At 36.0% G+C, this 21,361-nt stretch carries 22 protein-coding genes and 1 riboswitch; of the genes, 7 read left to right on the top strand and 15 right to left on the bottom strand.

Going from position 1 to position 21,361, the window contains the following annotated elements:
- Positions 1-6: 6 nt before the first annotated feature.
- Complete coding sequence (locus NHE85_RS04005; RefSeq protein WP_252809894.1) at positions 7-555, bottom strand: heavy-metal-associated domain-containing protein; 549 nt, start codon at positions 553-555, stop codon at positions 7-9.
- Between the two features lie 113 nt (positions 556-668).
- Between NHE85_RS04005 and NHE85_RS04000 the strand changes: the two genes are divergently transcribed.
- The gene (locus tag NHE85_RS04000) at positions 669-1,535 is read left to right on the top strand and encodes a DMT family transporter (RefSeq protein ID WP_252809893.1); all 867 of its coding nucleotides are present in this window, start codon (positions 669-671) and stop codon (positions 1,533-1,535) included.
- 67 nt (positions 1,536-1,602) lie between these two features.
- Here NHE85_RS04000 and NHE85_RS03995 read toward each other — a convergent pair whose 3' ends face one another.
- On the bottom strand, positions 1,603-3,648 hold the full coding sequence (locus NHE85_RS03995; RefSeq protein ID WP_252809892.1) for a pitrilysin family protein: 2,046 nt from the start codon (positions 3,646-3,648) through the stop codon (positions 1,603-1,605).
- Positions 3,649-3,663: 15 nt separating this feature from the next.
- On the bottom strand, positions 3,664-4,989 hold the full coding sequence (locus NHE85_RS03990; protein WP_252809891.1) for a pitrilysin family protein: 1,326 nt from the start codon (positions 4,987-4,989) through the stop codon (positions 3,664-3,666).
- 201 nt (positions 4,990-5,190) lie between these two features.
- Between NHE85_RS03990 and rplU the strand changes: the two genes are divergently transcribed.
- Positions 5,191-5,559: a 50S ribosomal protein L21 gene (gene rplU, locus NHE85_RS03985; protein WP_252809889.1), complete on the top strand. Its 369-nt coding sequence runs from the start codon at positions 5,191-5,193 to the stop codon at positions 5,557-5,559.
- Between the two features lie 23 nt (positions 5,560-5,582).
- Complete coding sequence (rpmA, locus tag NHE85_RS03980; protein ID WP_108777454.1) at positions 5,583-5,843, top strand: 50S ribosomal protein L27; 261 nt, start codon at positions 5,583-5,585, stop codon at positions 5,841-5,843.
- Positions 5,844-6,000: 157 nt separating this feature from the next.
- Here rpmA and aat read toward each other — a convergent pair whose 3' ends face one another.
- Positions 6,001-6,645 (bottom strand): leucyl/phenylalanyl-tRNA--protein transferase, encoded by a 645-nt coding sequence (aat, locus tag NHE85_RS03975; RefSeq protein ID WP_252809887.1) that lies wholly within the window; start codon positions 6,643-6,645, stop codon positions 6,001-6,003.
- A gap of 358 nt (positions 6,646-7,003) precedes the next feature.
- On the opposite strand from aat, the gene NHE85_RS03970 reads away from it, so the two are divergent.
- Positions 7,004-7,678, top strand: a complete 675-nt coding sequence (locus NHE85_RS03970; RefSeq protein ID WP_252809885.1) for a hypothetical protein — start codon at positions 7,004-7,006, stop codon at positions 7,676-7,678.
- Positions 7,679-7,726: 48 nt separating this feature from the next.
- Here NHE85_RS03970 and NHE85_RS03965 read toward each other — a convergent pair whose 3' ends face one another.
- Positions 7,727-8,149 (bottom strand): DUF3127 domain-containing protein, encoded by a 423-nt coding sequence (locus NHE85_RS03965; protein ID WP_252809883.1) that lies wholly within the window; start codon positions 8,147-8,149, stop codon positions 7,727-7,729.
- 38 nt (positions 8,150-8,187) lie between these two features.
- Entirely contained in the window at positions 8,188-9,078 is an 891-nt protein-coding gene (locus NHE85_RS03960) for a flavin reductase family protein (protein ID WP_252809881.1), read from the bottom strand.
- 148 nt (positions 9,079-9,226) lie between these two features.
- Between NHE85_RS03960 and NHE85_RS03955 the strand changes: the two genes are divergently transcribed.
- Positions 9,227-10,375 (top strand): PAS domain-containing sensor histidine kinase, encoded by a 1,149-nt coding sequence (locus NHE85_RS03955; protein ID WP_252809879.1) that lies wholly within the window; start codon positions 9,227-9,229, stop codon positions 10,373-10,375.
- Between the two features lie 35 nt (positions 10,376-10,410).
- Here the strand turns inward: NHE85_RS03955 and NHE85_RS03950 are convergent, their stop codons facing one another.
- The 3 genes from NHE85_RS03950 to greA form a co-directional block, all read right to left on the bottom strand.
- Entirely contained in the window at positions 10,411-10,824 is a 414-nt protein-coding gene (locus NHE85_RS03950) for a hypothetical protein (protein ID WP_252809877.1), read from the bottom strand.
- A gap of 120 nt (positions 10,825-10,944) precedes the next feature.
- Entirely contained in the window at positions 10,945-11,334 is a 390-nt protein-coding gene (locus NHE85_RS03945) for an HIT family protein (RefSeq protein ID WP_252809875.1), read from the bottom strand.
- Positions 11,335-11,336: 2 nt separating this feature from the next.
- Positions 11,337-11,813: a transcription elongation factor GreA gene (gene greA / locus NHE85_RS03940; protein ID WP_252809873.1), complete on the bottom strand. Its 477-nt coding sequence runs from the start codon at positions 11,811-11,813 to the stop codon at positions 11,337-11,339.
- 162 nt (positions 11,814-11,975) lie between these two features.
- Between greA and NHE85_RS03935 the strand changes: the two genes are divergently transcribed.
- Both NHE85_RS03935 and NHE85_RS03930 read left to right on the top strand, forming a co-directional pair.
- Positions 11,976-12,404 carry a hypothetical protein gene (locus tag NHE85_RS03935; protein ID WP_252809871.1) on the top strand — a complete coding sequence of 143 codons (429 nt, stop codon included), beginning with the start codon at positions 11,976-11,978 and terminating at the stop codon, positions 12,402-12,404.
- 2 nt (positions 12,405-12,406) lie between these two features.
- Positions 12,407-12,880 carry an SRPBCC family protein gene (locus NHE85_RS03930; RefSeq protein ID WP_252809869.1) on the top strand — a complete coding sequence of 158 codons (474 nt, stop codon included), beginning with the start codon at positions 12,407-12,409 and terminating at the stop codon, positions 12,878-12,880.
- Between the two features lie 9 nt (positions 12,881-12,889).
- On the opposite strand, the gene NHE85_RS03925 is transcribed toward NHE85_RS03930, so the two are convergent.
- From NHE85_RS03925 to NHE85_RS03900, 6 genes are all read right to left on the bottom strand, one after another.
- A complete protein-coding gene (locus tag NHE85_RS03925; RefSeq protein WP_252809867.1) occupies positions 12,890-15,184 on the bottom strand; it encodes a GH92 family glycosyl hydrolase in 2,295 nt (764 codons plus the stop codon).
- Positions 15,185-15,293: 109 nt separating this feature from the next.
- Positions 15,294-17,483, bottom strand: coding sequence for a TonB-dependent receptor (locus NHE85_RS03920; RefSeq protein ID WP_252809865.1), 2,190 nt, complete (start codon positions 17,481-17,483; stop codon positions 15,294-15,296).
- A gap of 86 nt (positions 17,484-17,569) precedes the next feature.
- A riboswitch (TPP riboswitch) is annotated at positions 17,570-17,663 on the bottom strand.
- 79 nt (positions 17,664-17,742) lie between these two features.
- Positions 17,743-18,144, bottom strand: a complete 402-nt coding sequence (gene arfB / locus NHE85_RS03915; RefSeq protein ID WP_252809864.1) for an alternative ribosome rescue aminoacyl-tRNA hydrolase ArfB — start codon at positions 18,142-18,144, stop codon at positions 17,743-17,745.
- Positions 18,145-18,176: 32 nt separating this feature from the next.
- Positions 18,177-20,078, bottom strand: coding sequence for a DUF4301 family protein (locus NHE85_RS03910; RefSeq protein WP_252809862.1), 1,902 nt, complete (start codon positions 20,076-20,078; stop codon positions 18,177-18,179).
- Positions 20,039-20,674, bottom strand: a complete 636-nt coding sequence (gene pnuC, locus NHE85_RS03905) for a nicotinamide riboside transporter PnuC (protein ID WP_252809860.1) — start codon at positions 20,672-20,674, stop codon at positions 20,039-20,041. The genes NHE85_RS03910 and pnuC overlap by 40 nt, the downstream gene beginning before the upstream one ends.
- Positions 20,674-21,318, bottom strand: coding sequence for a 4'-phosphopantetheinyl transferase superfamily protein (locus NHE85_RS03900; protein ID WP_252809857.1), 645 nt, complete (start codon positions 21,316-21,318; stop codon positions 20,674-20,676). Before NHE85_RS03900 ends, pnuC begins: the two co-directional genes overlap by 1 nt.
- Positions 21,319-21,361 lie beyond the last annotated feature (43 nt).

Here is a 21,361-nt window from a genome sequence, read left to right as displayed (position 1 = left end):
ATTAAATTACAAAGTGCCTTTTTCTGCTTTTTTATCTGCTGAACAGCATCCGCCTTTTTTCGCAGTTTTAGCTTCAGATGAGCAGCATGCAGCTTTAGATTTTTTATCTGCCTTTTTTGCTTTCCTGTCTGCTTTCTTTTCTTTTTCCTGATCTACAGAGTAGTATGCTTTGTCTCCGGAGTTTTTAACATCAGATACTTTATATGCTCCATCTGCAATGTGTTCTACTGTTTCAACAAATTTTTCAGGTGTTTGTTTTGCAGCATCAAAAGAAATAGTAGCAGTTTTAGTATCAAAGTCAACGGTAGCTTTTTCAACCCCGTCCATACCTGCAAGTTTGGTTTCAATAGTTTTGGCACACCCCATAGGACATGTCATTCCGTCTATTTTAAAAGTGGTAGTTTCAAGGTTAGCGGCAGTTTCTTTAACCTGGGTGGTGTCGGTTACTGTGCCTTCTGCAGGGGTTTCTAGGTTGCCGTCTTTAGAAGTATCTTTACAGCTTGTAAAAAGAATAGCTGCTAAAGCGAAAAACGAAAGTTTTTTTACTAGGTTCATAGTATATTGTATATTAATTTTAAACAGTTCTTTTAAAAGAGATTACAAATTTATACAAAAACGATTTGCAATGCCGATTATTATATTGGAATTTTGAATGAAAAATTTATTCTATGCAATCTAAACACCTTAAATGGTATTTGCTGGCTTTGTTGTCTCTTATTTGGGGAAGTTCTTTTATACTGATTAAACGAGGGCTGGAAGGCCTCAACCCTTTTCAGCTGGGGTCTATCCGAATAATTTTCTGTGCGGTCTTTTTACTCATCATAGGGTTTAAAACTCTTAAAAATATTCCTCAGGGTAAATGGAAATATATTGCCCTCACAGCTTTAATGGGTACTTTTTTACCTGCCTTTCTTTTTTCTATTGCCCAAATGCAGATAAACAGTTCTGTTAGTGCTATATTAAACTCGCTCACACCTCTTAATACGCTTGTGCTGGGTGTAACATTGTTTGGGCTGAGCTTTCAGAGAAGGCAGCTTATAGGGGTGATAATTGGGCTTGTTGGATGTGTACTTCTTATTTATAACGGAGCAATTAACAACCCTAATCAAAACTATTATTATGCATTGTTTGTAGTTGTAGCTTCTGTTTGCTATGCAACCAATGTAAATCTTATAAAAAAATATCTGTCAGACCTTAGTCCGCTAACTATAAGTACGGGTAATTTTACTATAATGCTTATTCCTGCAATACTTGTACTGTCTTTTTCAGGCTTTTATGATGTAGCCTTACTCCCTCAAACACACAAAGCTATGATGTATATTGCTATACTGGCTATTTTAGGAACTGGCGTAGCTAATATAGTTTTCTTTAAGCTTATACAAATGTCGTCACCCATTTTTTCATCTTCGGTAACTTATCTTATACCTGTTGTAGCTTTTGGCTGGGGTTTGCTGGATGGCGAATCGCTTACGTTAATACAGACTGCAGATGCGGCCATAATATTAATAGGGGTTTATTTCTCTGCCAGAAAATAATATCTTGTTTAAAAATAAAAAGGCTCCCATACTATGGGAGCCTTCTCTGTTTAATATCAAAACAATATTATTGGAAATCGGCAGGAGTTATTCCTTCGTTAATTTTAACCTCGCTAACAGTAAGGTCAAGTTCAATACCAACATTCATGTTTATTTTATAAGGTACTTTAATACCTTTAATGTCTTTGTAGTCGCCATAGTAAGTAAATAAGGTGGCTTTTTGTCCGTCCGGACCTTCCTGTTCGTTAGACTCAGCAACTTTATATCCTGTTTTTACATCATAATAGTAAGTTGTTTTGTCATTTTTAACAGCATAAGCATCTGCACCATTTATTGGCTCAATTCCTGTTACTTTAACAGCAGGATTAGCTGCAAGAGTAAGTTCTTCAAAAGGAACAGCACTAGCTTTAAGTTCTGCTACCTCTTCGGCAGGAACATCCATTTTTTGTCCTTGCTGAACCATATATGCACCTTTTTCGTTTACAACCTCTTTAAACATAGAGTTACCCATTACTGTAATTTCTACAGCGCGTTGGTTTTTTGAAGTTACTTTAGATGTAAATACTACCGGAGCTCCCTGTACAGTTGCTGTAGATTTCGTAGCTATACTCTTAACATTCTTAAGTGCAGCTTCACCACCAACAGCTTTAATATAGTTGTCTAAAACAGTTTTAGCTGTTACGCCGGCAGGAACCTCTTTTTTAGTAGCCGGCTTTTCAGTTGGCTTACCATATTTGTCGAAATAAAAGATTGGTATATTTCTGCGTTCAAGACCCGGAAGTACATCTGCAGCTTTACCTACAATAACTATACGTGCATTCTCTGCAAGGAAAAATCTTTTCGCAGCATTTCTGATATCTTCAGGAGTTACAGCATTAATATTTTTAATGTAGTTCTCATAAAAGTCTGCAGGCAGATTTTGAGTTTCTGTAGTTAGGGCATAACGGGCAACAGTTCCCGGTTTTTCCATGTTCATTACAAAGCTTCCAACATATTTGGCTTTTGCATTTTTAAGATCTTCTTCAGAAACAAGGTCAGTTCTTATTTTTTTGATCTCGTTCAGTATTTCAGCAACGGCACTGTCAGTAACAGTATTTCTTACAGAAGTTGAAGAAGAGAATTCGCTAACATATTTACCACCATGAACTGATGAGTAAGCACCATATGTCCATCCGTGAGCTTCACGCAGGTTAAGGAAAAGTCTTCCTTCACCGCCACCGCCTAAAATCTGGTTTGCAAGAAGTGTAGCAAAGTAATCTTTGTCGGTCATCTTCATGTTTACCACGTTTACAACAGATATTTCAGATTGTACTGCATTAGGCATGTCTACAAAGTTTATCTGTGTGTACTGAACGTCTTTAGGGTCGCTGTATGATACATTTGGAGCTTTTGCAGCCTCCCATGAACCAAATAATTTTTCTACTTGTTTCTTAACGTCTTTTAGTTTAACGTCACCTACAACAACAAGATATGCATTGCCCGGTACAAAATAAGTGTTATAGTTATCCTGAACATCAGCAAGAGTTACATTGTTAAGTGTTTCTTCACTAAGGTATTCTCCATTAGGGTGGTTTTTACCATATACAAGAACATTACCTACTCTTCCTGCAATTGCCGGCACACTTTTTTCATTAGATTTAAGACCTTCAAGAATCTGAGCTTTTTGTTTGTCAAATTCAGCCTGTGTAAATACAGGGTTAAGAGCACCGTCAGCCATAAGTTCTAATATTCTGTTAGAATATTTAGAAAGACCGCTTGCGTAAGCCGATTGAGAACCGTAGCCAATGCTTGCGCCTAAAAAGTCTACTTCTTCATTAAAGGCGTCTTTAGACATTTTTTTTGTGCCTGAACCCATTAAAGATGCAGTCATGTCAGACACACCTTTTTTACTTCCTTCGGCATATGGAGCATTGTCCATTGTAAGCGTATACGATACAGTTGGAAGCTTATGATTTTCTACTACTAAAACTTTTAATCCGTTTTTAAGGGTAAAGGTTTCAGGTTTGCCTACATTAACTTTAGGAGCCGGTCCCGGTTTAGGCTGAGGTATAATTTGTGCCTGCATACTCATGGTTAAAAACACGCTGGCTAAAATATATATTACTTTTTTCATGATATTTTTCTATGCTTAGTTTTGTGCTTTATCTTTAGCTCCTACGTAATCCAGGGTTAAACGTTGATTAGGGTTAAGGTATTTTCTTGCTGCTTCCCTAATATCTTCTCTTGTAATAGAACGGTAAATGTCTATTTCTGTATTAATAAGGTTTGTGTCGCCATAAAGCAGATAAAAAGATGCAAGGTTTTCTGCAATACCTTCTACATTTGAGTTAGCGCTTACGTAGTTGCTCTCTATCTCATTTTGTAATTTTTGGAATTCTCTTTCAGAAATAAGGTCTGTCTGAAGTTTTACAATTTCTTCGTCAGCTTCTTTCATAATATCAGCAGCTGTATAGCCCTGCATTGGTATTCCGTACACTATATATAGTCCGTAATCTTCCTGGCTGTAGTTGAAAGCGCCAATTTGCAGTGCCATTTTTTTCTCATCTACAATTTTCTTATACATCCTTGAGCTTTTACCGCCAGTAAGGATAGAAGATATCATGTCAAGAACTTTAGCATCTTTGGTTTTCATAGATGGAGTTCTGTAAGCAGTAACTACCATTGGAAGCTGAACGTTAGGGTCTTCGTAAGTAGCTTTAAAAGCCTGTGTTATAGGCTGCTCTTCAAATTTCTGACGTGTTATAGGTGTTCCTTTCGGTACTTTGCTAAAATATTCGCTTATCCATTTTTTAGCCTGTGCAGTTTCAAAATCTCCTGCTACAACAAGTACGGCATTGTTAGGAATATAGAATTTTTTGTTGAAAGCCTGGAATTCCTCAAGTGTTGCAGCATCTAAGTGATCCATAGATCCGATAGTAGCCCAACGGTAAGGGTGAACTTTAAACATATTTCTTTTAACTTCAGCAATAAGGTTACCGTATGGCTGATTATCTATACGAAGCCTTTTTTCTTCTTTAACAACCTCATTCTGGGTATCAACACCTATCTGATTGATAACCGGGTGAAGCATCCTTTCAGATTCCATCCAGATAGCAAGTTCAAGGTTGTTAGAAGGGAAAACTTCATAGTAGTACGTTCTGTCGTCAGAAGTGTTTGCATTGTTATTACCGCCATTTGCAGTAACTATTTTAAACCATTCGCCACGTTTAATGTTTTCTGTACCTTCAAACAGTAAGTGTTCAAAAAAGTGAGCAAAACCTGTTCTTTCAGGGTTCTCATCTTTAGAACCTACATGATACATTACGGAAGTAATGATAACCGGGGCAGATTTATCCTGGTGAAGGATAACGTGCAGCCCATTATCTAAATTGTATTCTTCGAATGCCACTTTTTGAGCTGAAGCAACTCCGCCAAGCATTAGAAGTGAACCCAAAGCCATTAAAGATTTTTTCATAAAAATTAATAATTATTTTGATATTGCTAATTGGTGTGCAATTTCGGTATTTTGTTACAATAATTTTACAATTTTTTAAGTATTCGCTTTTTATGCGTTTAAAAGCAGATTTTTTCATATAAATTAGTTGCTTCATGTTGCCTGATAAATAATAAGTTGTATATTTGCGCTCTTAAAAAAAATTAATTAAACCATATTGTTATGTACGCAATCGTAGAGATAGCAGGGCAACAATTTAAAGTTAGCAAAGACCTTAAGGTTTATGTTCACCGTTTAGAAGCTAAAGAAGGCGATGCAATTTCATTTGCAAAAGTTCTTTTATTAGATGATAACGGAAGCATAACTATAGGCGCCCCGGCTATAGAAGGAGCTTCTGTTGAAGCCAAAGTGATTCAGCACTTAAAAGGTGAAAAAGTAATTGTTTTCAAAAAGAAAAGAAGAAAAGGTTACAAAGTTAAAAATGGCCACCGTCAGTCTTTAACGCAAATCCAGATTTCCGGTATTACAGGAGTTGGTGCAGCACCAAAGAAAAAAGCGGCAGCTAAAAAAGCGGAAGCTACAGAGGAATAATTAACATTTAAAAACAAAACATCATGGCTCACAAGAAAGGTGTCGGTAGTTCCAAGAATGGTAGGGAATCAGAATCGAAACGTTTAGGCGTTAAGATTTATGGTGGACAGGCTGCTATTGCCGGTAACATTATCGTAAGACAAAGAGGTTCTAAGCACAACCCGGGTGAAAACGTTTACATGGGTAAAGATCATACTCTTCATGCAAAAGTTGACGGTGTAGTGAAATTCCAGAAGAAAGGTGATAACAAATCTTTCGTTTCTATAGTTCCATTCGAAGCTTAAGAATATACTCTATCATATAAAAACCCATCCGCTTAGCGAGATGGGTTTTTTATTTTATATACCTATACTAATTTCTTGAGTTTTGTCATTTTGGGCGTAGTGTAGAGATGTTAAAAAAAATCTCTTTTCAGAAAGTCTAAGTACTATCAGCCGATAACTAACGATAACTAAAATTAAGTGTTTCGAGGAAATCTTCACGGTCTATTTCCCTTGCTCCCAGACTTTCTAAATGGTCATTATGTACCTGGCAGTCTAAAAGGCGGTAATTGGCAAGCTGTAATTGTTTTGCCAGCGCTATAAAAGCTATCTTGCTGGCATTACTTACTTTAGAGAACATGCTCTCTCCGCAAAATACATGACCAAGATCTACACCATATAATCCGCCTACAAGTTCATCATCTTTCCAGACTTCTACAGACTTTGCAATACCCAGCTCATGAAGCCTGCAATATGCAGCTACCATATCCGGAGTTATCCATGTACCGGGCTGCCCGTCACGTTTAATGCTGCGGCAGTTGGCAATCACTTCACTAAAAGCAGTATTAAATGTAACCTTAAAAATTCCCCGGTTTAGTATGTTGCGCATACTTTTAGAAACTTTCAGGTCATTAAAAAATAAAACCATCCTTTCTGGCGGACTCCACCACAGTATAGGTTCATCATCTTCAAACCAGGGAAAAATGCCGTTTCTGTAAGCTAATATAAGACGCTCCGGCGATAAATCTCCTCCAATAGCCACAATGCCCTCAGGAGAGGCATTTTTAGCAGGAGGGAAGTATAGTTCGCGGGACAGGAAATACATTTACAATAAATTTCTGCAAATTTAAATTATAATGGCAATAATGTCTCTTAAAAATAACACCATATTATATTTTTGTTATAATGTAAGAAATTTACATAACCATATAATTAAACGTAGGTTTTTTCGTTATTTCTGTTGTACTATTGTACAAGAATACAAGTGCTGTGAAAATTTATAGTTTTTAAACTATAACGATATAATATATCTATTTCATAGTTTGTGTTTTAGCTAAATTTATCTGGAGAGCTGGTGGTTCGGCTCTCCTTTTTTTATGTATATAATCAATTAGGATTGTTAGTTGCTATTTTAATGTAATATCTCTATTTTTCTTACGTTATTGAGTAAACCAAATCTTTTTATGAACCGACTTCTTATATTTTTTTGCTTTTTATTTTTTTCATCTTTATCTGCGCAAAACCTTAGTAAGGATACTATACAACTAAGTGATGTATGGATTGAAAAAAATGATAAAAAGCCTAAAATAAAAAAAATTAAAATTGGGACGTACGATTTAACGCGTACTGATAATATTTTGTTTTTTACAGAAGACCCTGTATATTATTTTGTAGACAGCCTGCCTGAAGGAAAATTGCAAAATATAACTTTGTTTTTTAGTGAGGCCAGTATTGATCCAAAAATTGGTTTTATAGATTCGCAAACTTTTAAAATAGAAAAAACAGAATTTGAAGTGACGCTGTTTGAAATTGGCGATGATTATAAGGTAGGTCCTAAAATAAACTCTGAACCTATTCATATTAATTTACCGGAAACCAAGAGCTATCGAGTTAAGAAAATAGTATTAGATGTAGCTCCCTACAATATTATTACTAAGAGATTTTATATTTATCTTAATAAAAAGACCAAGACAAATTGTGAAAAGTGTTATTACTACGCACCGGTTCTATATAAAACGCCAGATGGCTATCATTACATTTATAATAATAACAACAGAGTTTATGCAAAACCCGATAAAGCGTGTGTATTTTGTTACGGTCTGCAGATGATTGTAAAAACCCTAACGCAGGATTATTAAGAATAGACTATAAAAAAACCGAAGCTAAATGCTTCGGTTTTTATTTTATTAGAATGGTAAGTCGTCGTGGTCTTCTTCTTTAAAGTTATTAGCCGGCTCAAAACGGTCATTGTTTGCCGGTGGTGTTTGCGGGTAACCCTGCGGAGCCTGGTTGTAGCCCTGTGGTGCCTGTTGATACCCTTGTGGAGCTTCAGGCTGCATTTTTTCTATTCTCCAGCCCTGAATAGAGTTAAAGTATTTGGTTTCCCCCTGTGGGTTAACCCATTCTCTTCCTCTAAGGTTTATGGAAACTTTTACAGGCTCGCCAACTGCATAATTATTAAGCAGGTCGCATTTGTCCTGAGTAAATTCTATCATAATGTGCTGAGGGTACTGCTCATCTGTAGTAACTACCATTTCTCTTTTCCTGAAACCGTTTGCTCCAAAAGCTTTGGTTTCGTCAATCATCTTAATTCTTCCTGAAACTTCCATATTGTTTGCTGTTATTTTCTGCCTTGCGGCAGCTATCGTTAATAAATTAAAAAATCTTTTTTAGCTAAAAGCACTTTCCACGCTTTTGCAACTTCATTATTGTCAAGATATTCCTTGGCTTTCAGGAACTTTTTGTTTTCATCATCGGCGCTTAAAACCGCCTTAATATCAAAGCTCTCTTTTACAAATATACTAACTTCTTCATCAGTAGGCAAAGTTTCTGTATTGCCTAATTTGCCGAGATCATTACCGTCAAAAATATTACTTTGTTTTATAAAATCAGGTATTGCATCTACACCTATGCCTAATGTTGTAAGAGGCTTTTCTACCTCAAACAGTCCTTCGGCACTGCGTGAATACCAGTTTCCGCCAAGGCGCGATACTAAATCTATTTTATGCTGGTCTATACTTCCGTTATCATCCAGTATGCTTTCATCTATATGCATTTTAAGCACTTCACACAAAATCAGGTTACCTGCGCCTCCTTCAGTGCCCAATGCAATAATTTCGTTAACCCTGCATTCAAATTGTACTGGTGCTTCTTTTACCCTGTATGGCTTAACAGTATCTGACGGAAGCATGGTAAACCCGGCTTTTTCAAACTCATTTACCCCGGCAGCATATTCTGTGCTTGATAATGATACCTGCTCTACCATGGCATAGTTTACCACATTAATAACTACTTCGCGGGTAAGCTCAGCATTCATAAGGGTATGCTTGGTGGTATTATCGCGCACTCTTCGCGAAGGTGAAAAAATAAGTATTGGCGGATTTGAACTGAAAAGGTTAAAAAAACTGAACGGAGACAGATTAGGAACATTGTTGCCGTCTATTGTACTTGCTAGTGCAATGGGCCTTGGTCCTACCGAGCTTTGTAAATAACCATGCAGTTTTTGTGTTGTAAGTTCTTTAGGGTCTATAGTGAGCATGTTTGATTATTTGTTTTTTACAAAGATACTTTTTCTATACTATTGACACAGGGTTTTAACGGTCGTGTTAATAAAATAAATAACGATGCGAAGCCGTTATTGTAAACCACTGCCAACTTTACTATCTTTAAGCCACAAATAGAATTTTATGCAATTTACCGATAACAGGAATATTACACGCTGGATAATTATCGCTGCCTCTTTTTTTATTGTAATCTCTATACTTTGGAATACATATAACTTTTTCAACATATTTAAAAATGATGAAAGGAAGAAGGTAGAATTGCTGGCTCAGGCGTATAGCATGATTAACAATACAGACACCAATGTTGATCTTGAGCTGCCTTCATTAATATTACAAAGCAATAGTACCGTGCCTCTTATTCTGACTAATAGCAGAGACAGTATTAGAGGTTCTGCAAATTTGCCTGCCGCAATTGAGAATGATTCTGTCAGAAAAATAAATTATCTGCAGGATCTAAAAAACGCAGGTACTTTTATTGTGTTAAAAGTGGGTAAGGATGACAATCAAATTTTATATTACGGCAATTCCCAACTGTTGAATAATCTTAAGTATTATCCTATCACACTTGTTATTATTGTGGTACTGTTTGCCGCTATAGTCTTTATTTTTTATAGGGCCAGTAAAATGGCTACCCAAAACAGGCTCTGGGCTGGTATGGCAAAAGAAACTGCCCATCAGATAGGTACTCCGCTCTCCTCTTTGTTAGGGTGGATAGAGATAATGAAAGCAGATAATGTTGATGAAACTACTGTAGCAGAAATTGAAAAAGATGTAAACAGGCTGCAGGTTATAGCCGAACGTTTCTCTAAAGTAGGTTCTGAGCCGGTGCTGGAAGAAAGAGATATTATTGCCGAAACAGAAAAATCTTTTGAATATTTAAGGTCAAGGGCATCTAAACAGGTAGAGTTCTTTTTTATGGCTCCAAATCATCCGGTAAATGTTATGCTTAATCCCGAACTGCATAGCTGGACAATAGAAAACCTGGTAAAAAATGCCATAGATGCTATGAAAGGTAAGGGCAGGCTTGATTTAATAATAAGTGAAAATGAATCTTTTATTAAAATTAAAGTAAGTGACACAGGTAAAGGAATACCTAAATCTCAGTTTAAAAAAGTATTTGAGCCCGGTTTTACCACAAAGAAAAGAGGGTGGGGATTAGGCCTTTCTTTAACTAAGCGTATTGTTGAAGAATATCATAAAGGTAAAATAAAAGTACTGTCGTCTGAGCCCGGAAAAGGCACAACAATGCAGGCCAGTTATAAAAAACTATAAAACAAAATCGGGATGTTTATCATCCCGATTTTGTTTTATGGTGTACTTGTAAAAATGTAGGTTATCTTTAAATTGTTAAAGGTGGTTTCTGCCTGAAACTCTTTAGAGTTGAGTTTTGTAATAGTATAAACTATTGTTTCTCCATCTATAGTAGTAGTAAGCTTGTCGGTATCTTCTTCTACAGTATAACTTCCTGTTGTTATTGCAGGATCCTGCTGACAGTCATAATAATCGCCTTCTCTTACAACATTGTTTGCCTGAAATTCCAAATAATCTTTTCCGCATGGCAAATTGCCGTCATACGGTGTTTTTTGGCTGCCTACTTTGGTAGAAACATAGAACCATCTTTTTGCAAGCTGATCAAGATTTACAGTAGGTGTTTTTTCATCATCGCTGGAGCAAGAGGTAAGGCATAGTAATGCGAGTCCTAATCCTAATAATTTTTTCATGGCTTTTTGTGTTAGATTTCTCTGCAATGATAAAAAATATAATTCTAACATTAGTTAATTTCCTTATAATAAAAAAAGCCTCACATTTGTGAGGCTTTAGTTTCTTTATATTATTTAAGTTTAAAAATTGGATGCTATTGCTTTTGCCAATGCTTCAAACTCTTCTTTTTCAAGTTTCACTTTATTGATAAAACGCATTTCATCCATTTCATTAAGCGGAATAAGGTGAACATGAGTGTGGGGTACTTCCAGACCTATAACAGACATACCAACACGTTTGCACGGTACTGTTTTTTCAAGTGCTTTTGCAACTTTTCGCGAAAACTTCATCAGGCCAAGATATTGTTCTTCATCCATGTCAAAAATCTTGTCAATTTCCTGTTTCGGAATACATAAAGTATGACCTTTAGCATTTGGATTTACATCCAGAAATGCAAGATAATTATCATCTTCGGCTACTTTATATGCCGGTATCTCCCCATTAACTATTTTGGTGAATATAGAACTCATACTTAATCTCTTGTTATTTCAAGTACATCAAACTTAAGTGTACCGTTAGGTACTTTAATTTCAGCAGTTTCACCTACAGATTTTCCCAAAAGTCCTTTGCCTATTGGAGAAGTAACCGAAATTTTTCCACTTTTAAGATCAGCTTCGCTTTCGGCAACAAGTGTATATTTCATTTCCATTCCGTTAGCCTGGTTTTTTATTTTAACGGTGCTTAAAACCAGAGCTTTGGTAAGGTCAAGCTGTGATTCGTCAATAAGGCGTGCATTAGCCACAAGCTCTTCCATTTTAGATATTTTAAGTTCAAGCAGGCCCTGAGCTTCTTTTGCAGCATCATACTCTGCATTTTCAGAAAGATCTCCTTTATCTCTTGCCTCAGCTATCGCTGCAGATGCTTTTGGCCTCTCTATGCTTTTAAGGTGATCTAACTCATCCCTTAATTTTTTTAATCCTTCTGCGGTATAATAAGATACTGTACTCATAACTTCGTCGTTTATATAAATAGAAAAAATCCCATCAGGACGGGATTTCTTTCTGCAAAGATAATATTTTTTTAATATTTCAATTTTTAATATGCAATAGCATAGGTCAAAGTTAATTAAATTAAATTTGTTTCATAATTATAACACCTAAATTTTAACAGCATGAAAAAATATATTTTATTGCTTTTGGTAATGCCTTTTTTGATTAACTGTAGTAAAGATGATTTTAGCAATAACAATAAATACCTGCCTAATTATAATTTTTCTATAGATATAAATATGGATCTGCCACTATATACCCAATTACAGTTTCCGGCTAATCCGGTTCGAATAACACAGGATGGCATAGGTATAAATGGCGTAATAGTTACTAACACAGGGAGTGGATATACTGCTTATGAGGCCAGTTGCCCTAATCAGGAGCTTTCTACATGTTCTATGCTTACTATAAATGGGGTAAATGCAAAATGCCCTTGTGATAATGTTGAGTACAGCCTTTTTAACGGACAAGCAAACACTTCGGTGCGATATCCGTTAAAGGCTTATAAAGTAGCACAGCTTTCGTCAAACGTGATAAGGGTTTATAATTAACTATGCCTGTTATAAGGTTGCAAACATACATTAATGCTTCTGCAGAGATTGTATTTGATCTTTCCAGGAGTATTGATCTTCATAAAATTTCTACTGTACATACAAACGAACAGGCTGTTGCAGGGAAAACATCTGGTCTTATTAATATAGGAGAAAGTGTTACCTGGAAAGCCAGACATTTAGGCTTTACCCAAATACTAACTTCCAAGATTACAGCTTTTGAAGCTCCTAATTATTTTATAGATGAAATGGTTTCGGGCGCTTTTAAAAGCTTTAAGCATGAGCATATATTTAATGTAAAAAATGATATGACCATAATGACTGATGTTTTTGATTACACCAGTCCTTATAGCTTTTTAGGTAAAATTGCAGATGTGCTTTTCCTTAAACAATATATGGCTAATCTTATTTTAAAACGTAATGCTGTAATTAAAGAATTTGCTGAAAATCCGATGAAATACAAATCGCTACTTTAATGTAGAATTTTATTTTTTCGACTTATTGCTCATGTAAAATGTTAATTCTCCGCCAGATGTAATTTCCTTATGGGTAAGGTAATTTCTGTTTAATGGCTTACCATTAAGCTCCACTTTTGTAACATATACATTTCTGGCCGACTGATTTTTAGTTCTTATGGTAAAGGTGTTACCGTTTTCAAGGGTTAATACGGCTTCTTTTACTTTTGGAGAACCAATAGCATATTGATCGCTGCCCGGTGCTACCGGATAAAAGCCAAGAGATGAAAATATGTACCATGCACTCATTTGTCCGCAATCATCGTTACCGCCTAGTCCGTCAGGTTTTGGCTTATACATAGCATCCAATATCATACGTACTCTTTGCTGGGTTTTTTCAGGATGTCCTGTCCAGTTGTATAAATAAGCAACATGATGCGAAGGCTCATTACCATGCACATAGTTGCCAATAATGCCATCACGGGTAATATCTTCTGTGTTGGCAAAATATTTGTCAGGCAAAGTCATTGTAAATAATGAGTCCAGGTGCTGTGTGAATTTCTCTTTGCCGCCATTCATTTTAACCAGTTCATCAGGATCCTGTGGAACATATAAACTATAGTTCCAGGCATTACCCTCTATAAAGCCCTGACCGTGTGTATCAAGCGGATCAAATTCTTTTTTAAAAGTTCCGTCATTTAATTTAGGCCGCATAAAGCCTGTTTTGGCATCAAATACATTTTTATAATTTCCGGCTCTTGCCGAGAATTTATTGTAAATATCAGGTTTGTTTAGTTTTTTGGCTATTTGAGCAATACACCAGTCATCATAAGCATACTCTAAAGTTTTAGAAACCGATGAGCCATTTTTATCTTCAGGTACATAGCCTTTTGCCATATAGTATTCAAGTCCGTCATAATAAGGTATGCTCGCCGAACTTACACAGGCCTGCAATGCCTTTTCAGTATCAAAATTATCGTTTCCCTTAGCTATAGCATCAGCTATAACAGAAACGCAATGATAACCTATCATACACCAGTTTTCATTTGCATAGTGCGACCATACAGGCAAAGCTTTATGCACACTCTGATCATAATGGGCAAGCATGCTTTTTATCATATCCTGATTACGCTTGGGCTGTACTAAATTAAATAGCGGATGCAATGCCCTATAGGTATCCCATAACGAGAAAGTGGTATAATTTGTAAAATTATCTGCTGTGTGTACGTTCTGATCGAGGCCTTTATACCTGCCATCAGTATCCATATATACTGTAGGATTTATAAAAGCATGATACATGGCAGTATAAAAATTAACCTTATCATCTTCATTAATGGTTTTGATTTCTATTTTGTTAAGTTCGGTTTCCCATAATTTTTCACCTTCATTACGAACTTTGTCAAAATCCCAATATGGAATTTCCTGTTTCATATTAGCTATCGCTCCCTCCGTACTTACAGGTGAGAGGGCAAGTTTTACCATTACCTGTTCATTGGCTTTAACATCAAAATCAAAATACATTCTAATGTTTTTGCCGGCAGCCTCAGGAAAGTTTTTTGTTTCGTCAAACTTTCGCCAAAAACCTTTATAAATATTATTTTCATCATATTTATGAGCTCCATATTGTTTTATGGGCTTAGAAAATGCCATCGCAAAATATACGGTCCTTGTGCGGGCCCAGCCCTGTGTCTGGCGATATCCTGTTATAAGGGTGTCATTCTCAATGCGAACAAATGTCCATACATTTTTTTCCTGGTGATTGTAAATCCCGTGCATAAGGTCTAAAATAATATGCACCTCATCAGCCGAAGGGAATGTGTAGCGGTGAAAACCCACACGCTGGCTTGTGGTAAGTTCGGCCGTAATATTATTATCATCCAGTTTTACTTTATAATAGTTTGCAGAAGCAACTTCGTTATCATGAGAAAACCCCGAACGGTATCCTGAAGCCGGGTTGTTTGCAGTTCCCGGATTTAATTGCAGTTTTCCTGATGTTGGCATAATCAGGAAATCACCCAGATCAGAATGTCCTGTGCCACTAAAATGGGTATGGCTAAAGCCTACTATGGTTTTGTCTTCGTACTGATAGCCTGAACAGTATTCATACACTTTTCCATTGTATTTTTTATTAAGTTCATACGCTATAGTGTCTGTATCGGGGCTTAATTGTACCGAACCGAACGGTACGGTTGCTCCCGGGTAAGTATGTCCCATTCGTTCTGTACCTATCATGGGATTTACGTATTGATAGTTTTTCTTATTTGTTTTTTGGGAAAAAGCTAAAGAAGAAAAAAGAGAAAGGGCTATAAATAGTTTAAAATTCATTATATATATGCTTATAAGGTAAAAGTAGCAGTTTTTACCGAATTTATATAATAATAAAAGCGGACAACTTTTTGTTGCCCGCCTATAGTAAATAATTTTTAGTTGGATTCTAGAATTTAAGAGTAGCTCCTAACAGGAAATTAATACCTGCCTGCGGATAATAATAAGGATCGCCATACATATACCCGTTAGAAGCATATTTCTTGTCGAATATATTGTTTACTAATCCATTAAATATAATAGATTTAAATATCGATCTGGTTTGTATAGTATAGCTCACATTAAGATCGCTTGTAAAGTAACTGTCAAGTTTTGAGTTTGCTGACTCATAATTGTCCATAAACTGTTTGCCTACATACTTAGACAGCAAGGCTATCTGTATATCTTTTACAGGGATATAAATTAACTGATTTCCTGCAATAACACTTGGTGAAAAAGCAATTTCAGTATTTCCCAGATTCTCAGATCCGGTTTCTGTTTCAACTAAAAAGTCAACGTTTTTGTTGTCACTCACTGCAATATTAGGCCTGATAATCCATTTATTTGATATAGCAATGGTTGCATCGGCTTCAATTCCCATACGATAGCTATCGCCGCTATTAGTATAAATACGTGCACCAACATCATCAACAGCACCGGTAAGTACCAGCTGGTCTTTATACCTCATATAATAACCATTTACTGTAATAGTATTCTGCCCCGATTTAAATCTCCATCCAAGTTCAAAATCATTAAGGCTTTCAGGTTTTGTGCTTCCGTTCTCATAATCACTTCTGCGGGGCTCTTTATTAGCACGGGCATAAGAAAAATATATATTATTCTTTGTATTTAAAGTATAGGTAAGTCCTGCTTTAGGATTGAAAAAATTAAATGTATCGTCAACAGCTACAGGGCTGTCATTACTTTCAAGAACATTGCCCGCCTTGTAATCTACATGACGAAGCTGCAAATCTCCAAAAAGGTTAAGTTTTTCGGTTATTTGGTAGTTGGCTTTGGTATACACGTTGGCATCTGTCTTAGTGGCATCATTATCATAATACCTGTCGTCAGGGCGAACATTCCCTGAATATTGTGCCCATACAACGTTGCCATAATGGGCACCTTCATACCTATTCCATGCGCCACCCATTACTAAATTAAGTTTTTCAGTTTTAAAATTAGCTGAAAAAACAGTTCCGTAAAAATCATTATCAAGCCATTTCTGGCTAACAAGGTCGCTGTTATCTATAAAATTGCCATTAATGGTTAAAGGTTGTAATCCGTAATCTGAAAAAGCTGCATCTTCGCGGTAATTTTCATAATATCCTTTACCTATAGTATAATGTAGTGCAAGGTTTGTACTCCAGCTATTGCTTATTTTCTGGTTCCAGTGTAATTGGTAATTATCCTGCTGGTAATTGTCGGTTTCATTATCATAAAATCGTGTAACTCCGTTCTCATCCGTATACATTCCGGAATAATTAAAACGCCTGTTACTTGCCATTGTTGCAGCATCTATCCCATTCCATGCCTGGTATGTTTTTTCTTTTCCGCCAAAAGCAAGAGCTTTTATAAGAGTTTTATTGCTTACAAAAGTTCCCTGTAAAAAGTATGATTTAAGATCAGAAGACGCTCTGTCAATATATCCATCTGAAGCAAGGTTCGATAGCCTTCCCGCAATTTCAAACTTATCATTCATTAATCCGGTACTGAATTTTACAGTATGTTTTCTTGAGGCGTAGCTTCCAAAAGAGTTAGATATTTCTCCGCTTGACTCCATTTTGTAACTGTCAGTAAGTACATTCAGGCTGGCGCCAAATGCTCCTGCTCCATTTGTGGAAGTACCTACACCTCGCTGAAGCTGTATGCTCTGAGCTGAAGAGGCAAAATCGGGCATATTAACCCAAAATGAACCATGCGATTCCGAGTCGTTAAAAGGAATGCCGTTAAGCGTTACATTAACACGGCTGGCATCTGCCCCTCTTACCCGGATGCCTGTATAACCAAAGCCGTTTCCTGCATCTGTTGTTGTAACTACAGATGGAAGGTAATTAAGTAACACAGGAATGTCCTGACCTAAATTACGCGGAGCAAGTTCTGCTTTCGTAACATTAGTAAAAGTTACGGGTGTTGTGCTGCTGGCACGTACAGATTGTACCAATACTTCATCGAGTACTTCTGTAGAATCTTTAACTACAGGCTGTTGGGCAAAGGCTGTTAAGCCTGTTAAGCCAAGTCCCAGGCTAAATAAATTTGTTTTAATGCCTCTAAAGCTCTTAAGCTTTACGGCATTTTCAGGAAAAATGAATAAAGTTTTCATTCGTAAAAAAAAATTTACAAATAAAAGGGGTAATTATTCTCTTGTTAGTTAAAAAATGATTGTACTGACCTACTACAAAAATTTATTCTGTTTGTTGGCCTTTTCCCTTGGCAGCATTACCTGCCCAGGTTCTTTGGGTATAATCTCAGCTCGTTATTTAGAGCACCCCTTTGAGACGCGGCAAAAGTACAAAAAGAATTGAAATAGTAATATGGGGGATTGAGATTTTAGTAGCTTTATCTCATATCTAGCTTCTCTGTTAAAAATCAGGTCGTCTGCGTGATTGTTTTTTCTCTGCCTGCCGTCTTTTTCCTTCTATCCTTTTTTTTATTACTGCTTTGGGTATTTTGGTTGGTTTTCTTGGCTTTTCTATTTTTAGAGCCTGCTCCATTACTGTCAAAAACCTTTTAGTGACAATATCTTTGTTTCTAAGCTGGCTCCTGTCTTCATCGCACGATAGCATCAAAATATTTTCATTAGTCAGTCGGGATGCTAATTTAGAATGTATCAGTGTTTTCTCCTCTTCGCTTAGGGCATTACTGTCCATAAGATTAAAGCTGAGAACAACTTTTGAGGAAACTTTGTTTACATTTTGTCCGCCCGCACCACTGCTTCTTACGGCTTTATAGTCGAGTTCCTGAAGTATTAAATTTCTGTCCATTGTATAGAGCTTAAAAAAAGCTTTGATTATAATCAGGGCTGATGTGCCGGTTTTAAAAGGTCGTTTACGGTTTTTACAGGATTAAACGTTTCAAGCGGAACTTCGGCAAAAACTGTAATCCAGCCTGCCATGGCGCCATTCCATAAGCCGGGCAGCTCATAAGATTTTACTTGTTTTCCGAGTCTCGTTTTATGCACAATAAAGCCGGAGGTATTATCTATAAATTCATTTAGATTAAAAAATTCTCCTTTATAATTTTTAAGCCCGCAAACAAGGTCTACGGGGTTAAAATGCGATGCATTTGCAAAAATTTGCTTCTGTGATCTGTTTTCAAGGTCTATTTGAGAACTCTCTACAATTTGTAAGGATAAACCGCCTTTACTACTCTCAATCCAAAAAGGACCGCCACCGGGTTCGCCTTCATTTTTAACCATTCCGCAAATACGTATAGGTTTATTAAGTAATTCTTTTGCAAATTCTTTTTTATAAGAAAGGGCATACTTATAAACATCTGAAGGAATATGCTGTAATAGTTTATCTTTTGCAAAAGTCAGAATGTCATTAATGCTTTCGTCACTTATTTCTTCCTGATCGATCCGGTTAATATAAGAAAAAACCTGTTGTTGCAATTCTATTAAAATGCCGGCCAAAGCTTTTTTGTATAAAGCTATAGTATGAATATTGTTATGGCTTACATTGTCTATGTTTTTTATAAAAACAATATCTGCATCAAGTTTCCCCAGGTTTTCTATTAAGGCACCATGACCGCCCGGCCTGAAAAACAAATGATTTTCACTGTCTCTAAATGGAGTATCGTCAATATTAACCGCTAAAGTGTCGGTGTTTTTCTGTTGATATGAAAATCCGAATTTAATTGGTATCCCTGATTCATTTTCTATATCTGTTTTTACTTCCTGAATACTGTCCAGAAAACCGTCAAGATGATCTTCAGAAATAGTGAAATGCACATTTGCTTCATTATGTGAAGCAGCATATGCTACAGCTTCTTTTAAATGCTCAAATATAGGTGTGGCTATAAAGTTTCCATAATCATGAAAAGGCAGTACACCTTTGGGCTTATTGGCAAAATCAAAAACTTTGCCGTTAAGCATAGTTTTAATAAAAGCATATAGCTTCTGGTCTTTCTTCCATGTGTCAAAACCTTCCTGTTGTGCTACAATATCTGCTATTTCCTTATAAAAAGGGAATTTTTCCAAACCCACCAAAAATACGCTTAGATCATTTTCTTTTTTACGGTTTATATACCCATTTATTGTTTCCCTTTCCGGGTCATATTCGGTTATAAATTCGAGTAAAAATTTAAACATTCTGGTGGCGGCACCAGAAGCAGGTACAAATTTGGTTAATTTATAGTTTTCTTTTTTTGAGTCAAAAAGGGCAGCGTATTCTATTGCCTTTTCTTCGGATAACTTAAAAATACCATCATTGTATAAGGCAGGTTTTTTTAAGGTAGCCTTTGCTATGCCATTTTTAAAAATGTCTAATTGTTTTAGTATAGTTTCTACATTAATTCCGCGTTTATGTATATCTGCAAAATCATTTATACTAAAATCGTTGTCTAACGCCTGTTTAAGCTCAGATATTATAGTTTTACATTCTGAAGCAAAAGAACTTTTAGGAGCTGAATTTATAACTAAAAAAGACCTGTTGTTTTTCTTTAAATGTCCGGCTAATTTTTGAGCTTCATTTTCTTCCTGCTCGGTAGTTTTAATAATGAACAAATCAGCCGATCTGTCATTTTCGTTCATAGCAATGGTAAGGCTCACAGTACGGAAAATAAATTTGTACGGACTGTTACTGTCCGGCTTGGTAAATGAATTTAATTGTTCAGAGAATTCCCTGCCATTAAGCCCGTTTCCATAAACCGTAATATTTATTGCAGTAGTTGTTTGCTTTGTAATGTTTCCTTCCATGACTGATAGCCAAAAATGGCAATTATAGTTAAAACTATATAAAAGAAGCCTGTAAATATCAGCCCTTTATAAAAAAACAGCGGGATAGCTATAATATCGCCGGCTATTAAATACAGCCAGTTTTCTATTTTGCGTTTGGCTAAAAGCCACATACCTATAAAAAACAGCCCGGTTATAAACGTATCTACATATGCCCACCACTGGTTAAACATATTGAAAAAATGATACACAACCGATACAAATATAACCGAAACTATAAAAATGGCTAAGCATATCTTATTATCTTTAACAGAAACCTTAGAGATTTTTAACAAATCGTGGTTTTGATTGTCCTTTCTGCTCCACAATATCCAGCCATAAAGACTCATATAAAAGTAGTAGGCATTAATTATAAGATCTCCGTAAAGATTGGCAGTGTAGAGTATATAAACAAATATAAAAGTGCTTATCAATCCTGTAGGATATACCAGTATGTTATTTTTTGCAGAATAGGTTACACTAAGTAAACCAAAGAAAATTGCAGTAAGCTCTAAAATAAGAAAAAAGGGAGTGTATCCTTTAAACTGGGAAAAAAGTGTGTCAAAAATTTCAGGCATTATAATAAGGTTTTGCTGCCCAGGCAGTATACAAGAATAAAGTCTTCCACCTGTTCAAAACAAAAAGGATAACTCTCATTAAGGTCTTCAAATTTTACTGAGGTCATTCCGCATTTTTCGCTAATTTCAAAAGGAAAAACATAAATGTTTTGCTTAAAGCTCAGTCCGCTGCGCGACACCATTTTATAAACAGCTTCTTTTACACCCCATATTACCATAAGTTTATTAGTGTATTCGGTAAGATGTTCAGGGTTAAGATAGGCAAACTCTGGTTCTATAAATTTATCGGCTATGGTAATCACCTTTTCGCGAATCAACTCCATGTCTATGCCAATGTCATTTTTACTGATTATAATAGCAGAAAAAGCATAGGAATGGGTTATAGAAATATTCATTCCGTCTTTAAGATGAGGCTTGCCGTTTTCATCGTAAAATAAATCAAAATCGGTATATCCAATCTCCTGCATTAGCATGCGTACACCAAGGAATCCTTTTTTGTGCTGTTCGCTTTTCATGCCGTTTAACCTATCTGTACAAATGTCTTTTAGTTTTACATGCTGTAAAAACTCATCAAGGCTTTCGGTGTTTTTCCAGATAAGCAGCCTGGTGTCTTTGTCTATGGCAATAGATTTATATAAAGGCATTAGATACAGTTATGGCCGAAATTCATATTGTTGTTTACCAAAC

Origin of the sequence: Flavobacterium sp. NRK1, from assembly GCF_024054175.1 — a bacterium.
In the GTDB taxonomy this organism is placed as follows: Bacteria; Bacteroidota; Bacteroidia; order Flavobacteriales; family Flavobacteriaceae; genus Flavobacterium.
Note: the sequence above shows the minus strand (reverse complement) of the source record. Positions and strands in the feature narration are given on the sequence as shown.